General features: G+C 61.4%; 12 protein-coding genes. All 12 read right to left on the minus strand.

The window, feature by feature from the left end; all coding sequences use genetic code 11:
• Positions 1-395 (minus strand): tetratricopeptide repeat protein (locus ACLPJJ_RS05910; RefSeq protein ID WP_443590024.1); only part of this gene is annotated, 395 nt, incomplete at its 3' end.
• A 23-nt stretch (positions 396-418) separates the two neighbouring features.
• Positions 419-1,381 carry a type II secretion system F family protein gene (locus ACLPJJ_RS05915; protein ID WP_443590025.1) on the minus strand — a complete coding sequence of 321 codons (963 nt, stop codon included), beginning with the start codon at positions 1,379-1,381 and terminating at the stop codon, positions 419-421.
• Positions 1,368-2,354: a type II secretion system F family protein gene (locus ACLPJJ_RS05920; RefSeq protein WP_443590026.1), complete on the minus strand. Its 987-nt coding sequence runs from the start codon at positions 2,352-2,354 to the stop codon at positions 1,368-1,370. Before ACLPJJ_RS05920 ends, ACLPJJ_RS05915 begins: the two co-directional genes overlap by 14 nt.
• Positions 2,354-3,649: a CpaF family protein gene (locus tag ACLPJJ_RS05925; RefSeq protein ID WP_443590027.1), complete on the minus strand. Its 1,296-nt coding sequence runs from the start codon at positions 3,647-3,649 to the stop codon at positions 2,354-2,356. Before ACLPJJ_RS05925 ends, ACLPJJ_RS05920 begins: the two co-directional genes overlap by 1 nt.
• A gap of 117 nt (positions 3,650-3,766) precedes the next feature.
• The gene (locus tag ACLPJJ_RS05930) at positions 3,767-5,032 is read right to left on the minus strand and encodes an AAA family ATPase (RefSeq protein WP_443590028.1); all 1,266 of its coding nucleotides are present in this window, start codon (positions 5,030-5,032) and stop codon (positions 3,767-3,769) included.
• Positions 5,033-5,072: 40 nt separating this feature from the next.
• A complete protein-coding gene (locus ACLPJJ_RS05935) occupies positions 5,073-5,390 on the minus strand; it encodes a hypothetical protein (protein ID WP_443590029.1) in 318 nt (105 codons plus the stop codon).
• The gene (locus tag ACLPJJ_RS05940) at positions 5,387-6,841 is read right to left on the minus strand and encodes a type II and III secretion system protein family protein (RefSeq protein ID WP_443590030.1); all 1,455 of its coding nucleotides are present in this window, start codon (positions 6,839-6,841) and stop codon (positions 5,387-5,389) included. Before ACLPJJ_RS05940 ends, ACLPJJ_RS05935 begins: the two co-directional genes overlap by 4 nt.
• Positions 6,841-7,686, minus strand: coding sequence for a Flp pilus assembly protein CpaB (cpaB, locus tag ACLPJJ_RS05945; protein WP_443590031.1), 846 nt, complete (start codon positions 7,684-7,686; stop codon positions 6,841-6,843). The genes ACLPJJ_RS05940 and cpaB overlap by 1 nt, the downstream gene beginning before the upstream one ends.
• 7 nt (positions 7,687-7,693) lie before the next feature.
• A complete protein-coding gene (locus ACLPJJ_RS05950) occupies positions 7,694-8,167 on the minus strand; it encodes an A24 family peptidase (RefSeq protein ID WP_443590032.1) in 474 nt (157 codons plus the stop codon).
• 340 nt (positions 8,168-8,507) lie between these two features.
• Entirely contained in the window at positions 8,508-8,687 is a 180-nt protein-coding gene (locus ACLPJJ_RS05955; RefSeq protein ID WP_443590033.1) for a Flp family type IVb pilin, read from the minus strand.
• A 389-nt stretch (positions 8,688-9,076) separates the two neighbouring features.
• Positions 9,077-9,172, minus strand: a complete 96-nt coding sequence (locus tag ACLPJJ_RS05960) for a hypothetical protein (RefSeq protein WP_443590034.1) — start codon at positions 9,170-9,172, stop codon at positions 9,077-9,079.
• Between the two features lie 11 nt (positions 9,173-9,183).
• The coding region (locus ACLPJJ_RS05965; RefSeq protein ID WP_443590035.1) for a hypothetical protein at positions 9,184-9,742 on the minus strand (559 nt) is incomplete at its 5' end.

Below are 9,742 nucleotides of genomic sequence, written 5' to 3' on the forward strand. Positions count from 1 at the left end.
GGGTCGGTCTTCAGCAGGCAGCGCCCGAGCCCGACTTCCGCCAGCGACGAATGAGCATCACTCTTCAACGCCAGTTGGAAGGCCGCCTCCGCCGCCGGGCAGCGGTCCAGCGCGTAATAGGCGTCACCCTCGTGCACCAGGGCATCCACGTTATTGGGGTCGTTCGCCAGAACGGACTGCGACACCGACAGAGCCATGTTCGGATCTCCGCCCGCGATGGCGGCATCAGCCACGTTCAGCGTGTTGGTGCCGATCGAGCCGCTCGGCGCGGCGGTGTTCGCCTGCGGGCCGTTGGCCTGGTGCTGGGCACAGGCAGTAAGCGCCAGAACCGCGGCCAGGGACGCCATGGCCAGGCCAGCCTTGTTGCGCGGGCGGAAAACGGCAGGTTCAGCCAAGTGAATTTTATCCATGAGACCTTTTACTTTTGTCCGTGCAGAGTCGCCATGACGTTGATAATGGCCGGCCCCGCCACCACGAGGAACACGCAGGGGAGGATGAACAGGATCATCGGCATGGTCATGAGCGTAGGCAGCCGGCCGGCGCGTTCTTCGAACTTCACCAGCGCCTCGGCGCGCAATTCAGCGGAGAGCGTGCGCAGCGCCTGAGTGAGCGGTGTGCCGTATTGCAGCGACTGCGCGAGCGTGGTGGCCAGTCGCTTCAGCGTATCCAGACCGGTGCGGTCACCGAGCGAATCCATGGCGTGGCGCATATCCGAGCCGATCTGCAACTCATGCGAGGTTTGCTGCAGTTCCATCGCCAGCGCCGGGTTCAGGCCCGCGATCTCCTGCGCCACACGGCCGATGCCGGCTTCCAACGCCAAACCGGCATCGGAGCAAATCACCAGCATGTCCAGCGCATCGGGCACACCTGCGGCAACCTTCTCGAGATGCTTCGTGCGGATATTGGTGGCGATGGTCTCCGGAGCGAGCATTCCGCCAATCGCGCCGGCGGCGGTGGCGATGATCAGCCACATTCCGGACATGCCAAACGCGTGCTGCGCCACGATGAACGTAATGACCGGGCTGATGAGGGCCAGCAGGATCTTGGCGCCAATGAACAGGCCGAGGCCCTTGCCGCCCTTGAAGCCGATCCCTTCCAGCGTCGCGGTCATTTGCGCCAGGGTTTTGCGCGATAGCAAGCCGCTGCGCGCCACGCCCATGCCGAAGGCGGAGATGACCCGCAGCAGCAACGCGCCGGGAGGCGCGCCTTGTTCGGGGAGTTCCTCCTGGCCGCCATGCGTGACCAGATCCAGCCGCCGGGTCAGCTTCGCGGTGCGGCCAAGTTCATAGGTCAGCATGAAGCCGACGGCCGCCAGCAGTGCGAAAAACAGCACGATCAGCAGCAGAATGCCAAAAATGGGAACGGAGCTACTTGAGGACATTGCTGATCATGAACTGAATGATGCCCATGCCGATGCACATGAGCAGGATGGCGGCGCCGAGGACCGACTGGCCGCCAGAGGTTGTAAACAGCAGCATGATGTATTGCCGCTGCATCACGAAGATCGCGCCGCCGGCCACGAAGGGCAGGACCGAGAGGATCATCGCGCTGGTGCGCGCCTCGGCCGTGAGCGCGTAGCCGCGCGCCTTCAGGCCCACACGCTTGCGGATCACTTCGGAGAGGGTTTCCAGCGTTTGCGTGATGCCGCCACCGGACCTCGCCTGCAGCGTGATGGCAGTGGCAAAGAACTGGTATTCCGTGAGCTTAACGCGCTCCCCCAGTTCACGGAGCGCGACATCGAGCGGAACGCCGATCGAGACCTTGTCCGCGAGAATGGTGAATTCGAGCTTGGTCGGCTCCATCGCATCCTTGGCCACCGTGCGCAGTGCCTCGCCCATGGGGATGCCGACGCGTACGCAGCGCACGATGGTGCTCAGCGCATCCGGGAACTGCTCCACCAGCTTGGCGTTGCGCCGGTTGGTGAACCAGTTGAAGGCAAAGCCCGTGAGCATCCACCAGACGACCGGCGTGCCGAAAACCTTGACGAAAAACCACAGTAACTTGTGGCTGCCAAGCGGGTGCGAGGCGATGAACATGAGGAACCATGTCACCCCCGCCGTGATAAACGGCACCAGCCACCATTTGATCGGGTAGGTTTCCGCCTGTTCCAGATCAACGCCAATGATCCCGGCTGCGCGCTGCTTCATCTGCTCGATGTGCGAGGCGGTGCGCACCAGCGAGAAATCCTCATCCGCCTGGCTCGTCGGCCTGGCGGAGGGCGCCACGGTGTCCTGCAGGCGGCCTTTGAGTTTCTCCTGGCGTTCGTTCTCCTTCACGATCATCATCGCATAGGCGGTGATCGCGGCCAGAAGGACTATTGCAACGGCGAGCAGCAGGAAGATTTGCGGGAGCATCAGGCTTCGTCCAACGCGTTCATCCAGGCGCGGTCCAGGCCGTAATATTGCAGACGCTCCTGGAAGGTGGAGCGGATACGGCTGACCTCGTAACGGCCGGTCAGGCGGCCGGTGGCCGTTTCGCCCGTGACCTCGAACTTGAAGATATCGTTGAGCAACTGCGTCTCGCCTTCCATGCCGGCGATCTCGGTCAACTGCACGAGACGGCGGCCACCATCTCGCTGGCGCTCCACCTGCACGATCATGTTGACCGAGGACACCACCTGCTGGCGGATGGCGCGCGGGGTAAGACCCATCGAGGACATCTGCACCATGTTCTCGACACGCGCCAAGGCGTCGCGGGTGTTGTTGGCGTGAATGGTCGACATCGAGCCGTCATGGCCGGTGTTCATGGCTTGCAACATGTCGAATGCTTCTGCACCGCGCACCTCACCGATGATGATGCGGTCGGGGCGCATACGCAGCGCATTACGCACAAGGTCGCGCGCCGTGATCTCGCCCTTGCCTTCCAGGCTCGGGGGCCGGGTTTCCAGGCGCACGATATGCGGCTGCTGCAGCTGGAGTTCCGCGGCGTCCTCCACCGTAACGATACGTTCGGACGCGTCGATGAAGCGCGAGAGCGCGTTCATCATGGTCGTTTTGCCGGAGCCGGTACCGCCCGAGACGATGATGTTCAGCCGGCAGCGCGCCGCGATTTCCAGCACGCGGGCGATCGGCGGGGTGAGCGTGCCATAGCCGATCAGCCTCTCGAAATCGATCGGCTTCTTGGAGAATTTACGGATCGAGATCGAGGGGCCGTCGATAGCCAGCGGCGGCAGGATGATATTGACACGTGAGCCGTCCTTAAGACGCGCGTCGCACATCGGGCTGGATTCGTCCACGCGGCGGCCGACGGAGGCGGCGATGCGCTGTGCAATATTGGTGAGATGTGTCCAGTCACGGAACCGCACCGGCACCTGGGTCAGCTTGCCGCCACGTTCCACGAAGGTGTGGTTCGGGCCGTTGACCATGATGTCGGTAATGCTGTCATCAAGCAGAAGCGGCTCCAGCGGGCCGAGGCCGAGCATATCGTCCACCAGTTCGGTGGCGAGGTTGCGCTGCTCGCGTGCGTTCAACTGCACGCGCTTTTCCGTGGCGAGATCCCCGATCAGCCGCTCGACCTCGATCAGCAGGCGGTCGGGATGCAGCGAGGCGACTGCGGTCGCATCCATGCGCGCCAGGCAGAGATTGCGCAGCTCGGCGATCTCCGGGCGGACGGTAACGGGACCGTCCGCGGGAACGCGGGCTCCATCCACCTGGGGCGGCGGCGCGGGCTGCGGGGAAACAGAAGGTACGGCTGCGGGTGCAGGCGTGGCCGAGGACTCAACACGCCGACGGCCAAATGTGGGCAGGCTGCCATCGGACATTCGATATTACCCCTTGCTGAAGCCGAGCATCTTGAAGATGCCACCGACGGAAGTGAGCTGCGCGGAACCTTCGATGACTGCATCCTCGCGGGCAGCCACGAAGCCGATCTCGCGTGAGAGATCGATGATCGCCTGACGGAACGGGCCGCGCGTTGCGATCGCCGGCTCGCCGAAGCTGGCGGACTCGTTCAGCTGCTTCGGAATATCCGGGATCACGATGTCAATTTTGACCTTCAGCGCCTCCTCGATCTGCTTGCGTGTCAGACCGCCGGGACGGCCCTGACGGTTGAGTACGATCGTGGGGCTTTGCGGCTGCCAGGGGCCGTTCGGGAGGCTGAGCAGGCGCAGCGTGTCACGCACAGAGGCCAGCGACGGGTCCATGACGATGACGCGGTGATGGGCAAATTCAATCAGTTCGCGGTTGCACGGCATCGGCAGGAACGGCACATCCATGACGATAAAATTATACCGGACCCGCAACGCCTCGATCAGGCGCCGTGCCGCGCCCGGAGCGTAATGCAGCGGCTCGGTCAGCTTTTCTTCAGAGGCAAGCACCTGCAGGCGCTCCGCCACTGGCTGGGCGGCGCGCTCAACGAAAAGCGGGTCGATACGGTCCGGCGTTTCCAGCGCCATGCGCAGGCCGGGGCCTGTCTTGGCGCCAAGCAGCAGCGCGCCGGAGCCCATATGGATGTCCGATTCCACGAACACGGTGTGGCGCTTCGCCATGACTCCAAGCAGCCAGGAGAGGTTGCCAGCGATCGTGGTAGCCCCTACCCCACCGCGCGCGCCCAGGACGGCGATGACGCGCCCGCCGCGTGTGGCATCTTGGCCTATGGTCTTGCGCGTGATCAGCGGCGCGAAATGCCGCGCCACCGCCTCGCGGGTGATCGGCTTGAACAGATACTCCATCACGCCCATGCCGCGCGTAATGTGGCGGTAGAAATCGACATCGTCGTTGTCGCCGATGACGAGCACGCGCACGCCAGGCTCCACCACGTCGGAGAGTTCGCCCAGCGCGTGGAGCGGTTGCTCCTCGCCGGCGATATCGACGATCAGAACCTCGGGGGTTTGCGTCTTGGCCATGGCGGCGACCGCCGTGCGGATAGTGCCGCGGCGGATCTCGATGCCATTAGCGACAAGCTCACCCAGGCCATCGCGCAGCACCTGTTCGGTGGCGGGATCACTCAGGAAGGCCAGAACGGTCAGGCGGTCGGGCCGGCTGACCAGACCGCCATCTTCACCCTGCACATTGCGAGCGCCTTGCTGGTTCATGAAGCCTCCTATCCACTATACCGGAAACGCCGGCCCATGGTCATTGACCAACATTCAGGCTGGCCGACGACGATGCCGGGGTCATAGTTGTCTGCAGGCCCGTGGCGGTGCCGCCGGTCATGGCCTTCTCTACACCGGCCACCGCGGCAATGCCGTTGCTGCCCGGCTCGGATTGGCCCTGGAGCAGATCCGACTTGTTGGCCACCTGCTGCGCGAGCGCTTCGTTCGGCGCCCCGGTCGCCGACCAGTTGCCGGGACGATTGAACGGGTTGAATGCCCCCTGGCAGCCGGTAAGCGTCAGCAACACAACACAGAACGAGAAGAACAGGGCCGAGCGCATACGCATCGTCTCCTTCATTGCACCATGAACCCGGCATCGCCCGGAATCCGGGTCGAGGCGGTGTCGGTACCGTTATTACGAAGCAGCAATATACGCTGCAAATCATTCGGCGGCGTCCAGCCATCATCAGGCGAAGCAATGCTCGCGGGGTTATCGACCGGGCTGACGAGATAAGGCGTGACCGTGATCACCAGCTCCTGCTGCTGACGCTGGAACGCGTCGCCGCGGAACAGCGCCCCGAGCAGCGGCACCTCACTCAGACCCGGCACACCATTATCAACCTGATTGGTGGTATCCTCCAGCAAACCGGCAATGGCCATGCCCTGTCCGCTGCCCAGAATCACGGTGCTGGATGCAGCGGTCATGGTGAGGGAGGGTACGGAAAAGACCTCGCCTTCGGCCCCGGTGCTGACGGTGGAGGAATTCGCCGCGCTGATCTCACTCAGCTGCGGTGCCACCTGCAAGGCAATCCGGCCATCGGACAATACGGTTGGAATAAAGCTGAGCAGGACACCGTAATTCTTATAAGTCACTGACACGGAGCCATTGTTTCCGGAGGATGTCGGAATCGGGAACTGCCCGCCAACCTGGAAATTGGCCTGCGTGCCCGACAGGGTGGTCAGCGTCGGCTCCGCCAACACATGAGCGAGATCATCCGTTGCCAGCGCGTCGATGACCCCCTCGAACGTGCCGCCGGGAAAGGTAACCCCAACGGTGCCAGGAGAAACCGAGGACAGAGAGGCTGGGGTGGAAGCGGACGAAATTCCCAACGCGAACTTGCCAATATAGGTGCCGTCCGCGCCAACTGAGCTCCAGTTGATACCCAACTCGCGCGTGACGGAGCGCGTCATCGACGCGATGCGCACCTTCAGCTGGACCTGAATCGGCTCGTTGACAGTCAGATCGTTGATTACAGTGTTACCCGAGATCGCCTTGGCCTGGTTGATCACGTTATCGGCTTCCTCAGGCGTGTTCACCGTACCCCTGACGATCATCCCCCCTGGTTCGCTCTCGGCCGTCACGCCGTTGCCGGGTGCCACCGCCTGGGACTGCTCCTGCAAGCGGGAATCCTGATAGTCTGACGGATTAACCGTGATTGAATACTGGGCGATCCGGTTACCATCCTGGTCGGTGGCCACCACATCCGTGGTACCGGGCGTCTTGCCGAAAACGAACATCACGTCCGGGCTGGCAGGCCGCACCGAGGCGATGCTGTCATCGGCCACAAACAGATTGGCGACGGCACGCGGCAGCTTGACCAGCTTGCCCTTACCCTTGGCCAAAGCAACCGATCCGAAATAAGCAGGTGGAACCGGCGCGGGCGCGGCCAACGGCGCGGTGGCTGCGGGCGCATCCGCTGCGCCACTGGTATCCTCAGGCTGGCTTTGAGCAAAGGCCATGGAGGCAGAAGCGCCAAACCCGGCAACAACGGCGAGCCATGCACCCGCGGAGATCTTCATGCCGCGCATCAAAACTTAAACTCCCCCGTAGCGTCGGAAGAAATGACATTGACGGTGGACACCGCCGGCACTTCTGGATGGGCATTCGCCAAGGCCGGCGACACATCGCCCGCCCAGACCGGTTGTTGCGGCGGGGCCGAGGCCTGCTCCGTCCCGTTCGGGTTCGTCTCCGCCGAATGAACGATGAGCGACAATTTACCCAGGCTGGTAGCTACCAGGCAGCGCGACGCCTGGTCAGGGGTGACTTCGAGCGTGACGGTCTGCACCGGCGGGCCGCCGCTGGCGCCGGCGCTGGCATCCTTGATCACCTGCGCGCCGGAAGCGATGACGCGGACATTGCTCAGCACAACCTCGGCAGCAATGCTCTTGGCGTCCGGCGCTCCGCCGATCGACTGAGTCAGCAGCACGTCCACATTGTCCCCCGGCCAGATCAGCCCGTTGGCTCCGGTTACATTATCCACAGCCACCGTCACGGCCCGCATACCCGGCGCCAGCACCGCCGCCAGGAAGCCGTGATCACCCGGATGGATCACCTCGCTGTTCAGGATTGGCGCGCCCTGCGCCAGCGCCGTCCGCACCATCGAACCGGTTAGCCCGGCGCGGTTCTGCGGCGTGTCAACCAGCGCATCGGCTGGCGCTCCATTCAGTGGTATGGCCGCCGCGGTGATCTGTGACGGTTGCAGCAGACTGCCTCCCGGCAGAGGCTGCGCCGCGACGAGCACCTGCTCGATCTGCGGCGCCTGAACGGCCTGCTGGGCCGCCGGCTTCGACTGGTTCAGAAGCGAATAAGCGAACACCATCACCGCGATCAGCGCGGCGATGAGAACACCAAAAATGCCAAGACGGAAAACCATGGTTTACCTACGGCTGTAGCTGGTTGGGCAGAATGGCGGCGATAGCGCCGCCGGCAATGGCACAGGCATACGGCAACGGTGCGCGGCGGCCGATCCGCCACATCTCGGCGCGGAAGAACCGCCGCAGATACCCGCCCGCGCGGGACGGGCGCGGCGAAGGCACAACAAAGGACAAGGCAAGGTAAACCAGAGCCAGAGCTCCACCAAAGAGGATGACATTCAGGAAAAATGACAACTCTGGGTGCAACGAAGGCGGAATGAGGAGCACCGTGGCGGCCCACAGTTTGACATCCCCGCCACCCATCACCCCAGCCACCCAAATAGCGAACAGAAACACGAAAGCGACAGCAGCCACGCTCAACGCTGCAAGAAGGGAGTGGTCGAGCAGGCGGGCGCAAACACCCAACGCAAGCAAAGCCAGCGGCAGCCAGTTCGGCACAGTCCGCACCGCCAGATCATGCAGGGCCGCGTAGACCAGCAAGAGAACCGCCGGAATAGCTAACGCTGCCGCCACCCGAACCTCCGATCAAAAAGCCGACGCATGATCGCTCAAGCCTCCCTGCACCACCGCACTTGGCTTTGCCGTCAAGCCAAGTAACGAAAGTATTAACAACAGATTAGCCCAAAAGCGCTTTAAAGTCTTGCCGTCTTTTGCGCTAAACGCCGCTAAATCGCTCTTTTTAATAAAAAAAATACGCGTCACAGGTCATGACGTGTCTGGCAATGACGCCGCGCAGCCGATTCGTTGTTAATAAAAAAACGGCTAACAGGAGTTCTGCCAGCCGGTTTCAGATTGCCGCCTCAACCAGCGCGATATGAACTTAAAGTTCGGACGCGACGGTGTTGAAGGTGCCGGAAACGTTAGTCCCGAGCGTCGTAACCGCGGCGATGATCACGACAGCGATCAGGGCGGCGATCAGGGCGTATTCAATCGCGGTGACCGCGCGAGTGTCGCGGGCCAGCGTCAGAGCAAGAGCAGAACGCACAAAGTTAACGAGCATGGACATTTCCTTTACAAAACGCACTGGTTGACGAGGACATAAAATCCAGAGCCGAACCACACAATTAAATTCAATCAACCTGCGCCATCACATCCACCCGTAACGGCGGCACGCCTAATACACAAAAATTTGACAAGACTGTCAAACCAAACCAACATGTTGTTATTAGCTTTGCGCCTGGACTACACCCTCGCTTTTACGGTACCGACGCAATAAACAGTGCCCACAGCAAGAACTGCTTGAATTAAAATTCCGATACTTACGTTTTTTAAAATTCTATTACGATTTGACGGGCGGCCTAAACCCTGCGTCCGCACAAATCCAATGAATTAAACCGGAGCAGCCACCGGATAAGGCTACGATGCGGCTCAAGAGACCAAAGACGACCCTCAGGGCCTATCTAAAAGCTCGGAGGAGACCTGGCTGAAGGTCGTGGAGAGATCGCCGCCGATAAGGCCCAATCCGCCCAGCATGGCAATTACCATGATAACCGCGATCAGCGCGTATTCCAGCGAGGTGACACCGCGCCGGTCGCCGGAAAACGCCCCGAGCCCCCTCGATGCCGGCGGGAGAGCGCGCCAAAGACATGAAAAGAGCACCGACTACCTCCTAAAGGTTGTACCCATCGGCATCCGGGAACAACGTTAGCTTTCCTCTCTAATGCAATGGTCTCGGTTCCGGAAGATAGTTCACGAAAAATTGCATAAACAATATCTGCGGGTTGCCCGGCAACTGTGGTGCGGGCGGCCGTAATCGAACCGACACTCTGTTGCCAGAATCGGATTTTGAGTCCAGCGACTCTTATTATAAGACGCTTATTTACAAAAGAAAATTTTGAATTTTTTGTCAAGTGTGCAGGAAAGTGTGCAAATTTCAGCCTTATCATTACGGTACCATTCCATTCTTCCCCTGCTTTGAGCCTCTTATAATTTAGGGCGACGTTGCTTTCGGTATCGTCCTGCCCCCTGCCCTCCCACCAGATTTCGACTCGAAATTTTATTGCCGGATATATATTTATCAGTAAATGTTGGTCATGCCCCAGGCGGTGGTGTAGG

The organism is Acidocella sp. (genome assembly GCF_052326845.1).
GTDB lineage: Bacteria > Pseudomonadota > Alphaproteobacteria > Acetobacterales > Acetobacteraceae > Acidocella.

Bases quoted from the DNA above. Each gene is read 5' to 3' on its own strand.
- ACLPJJ_RS05915 (WP_443590025.1), bottom strand. From the start codon at position 1,381: ATGTCCTCAAGTAGCTCCGTTCCCATTTTTGGCATTCTGCTGCTGATC.
- ACLPJJ_RS05920 (WP_443590026.1), bottom strand. From the start codon at position 2,354: ATGCTCCCGCAAATCTTCCTGCTGCTCGCCGTTGCAATAGTCCTTCTG.
- ACLPJJ_RS05930 (WP_443590028.1), bottom strand. From the start codon at position 5,032: ATGAACCAGCAAGGCGCTCGCAATGTGCAGGGTGAAGATGGCGGTCTG.
- ACLPJJ_RS05935 (WP_443590029.1), bottom strand. From the start codon at position 5,390: ATGAAGGAGACGATGCGTATGCGCTCGGCCCTGTTCTTCTCGTTCTGT.
- ACLPJJ_RS05940 (WP_443590030.1), bottom strand. From the start codon at position 6,841: ATGCGCGGCATGAAGATCTCCGCGGGTGCATGGCTCGCCGTTGTTGCC.
- cpaB (WP_443590031.1), bottom strand. From the start codon at position 7,686: ATGGTTTTCCGTCTTGGCATTTTTGGTGTTCTCATCGCCGCGCTGATC.
- ACLPJJ_RS05955 (WP_443590033.1), bottom strand. From the start codon at position 8,687: ATGCTCGTTAACTTTGTGCGTTCTGCTCTTGCTCTGACGCTGGCCCGC.
- ACLPJJ_RS05960 (WP_443590034.1), bottom strand. From the start codon at position 9,172: ATGGTAATTGCCATGCTGGGCGGATTGGGCCTTATCGGCGGCGATCTC.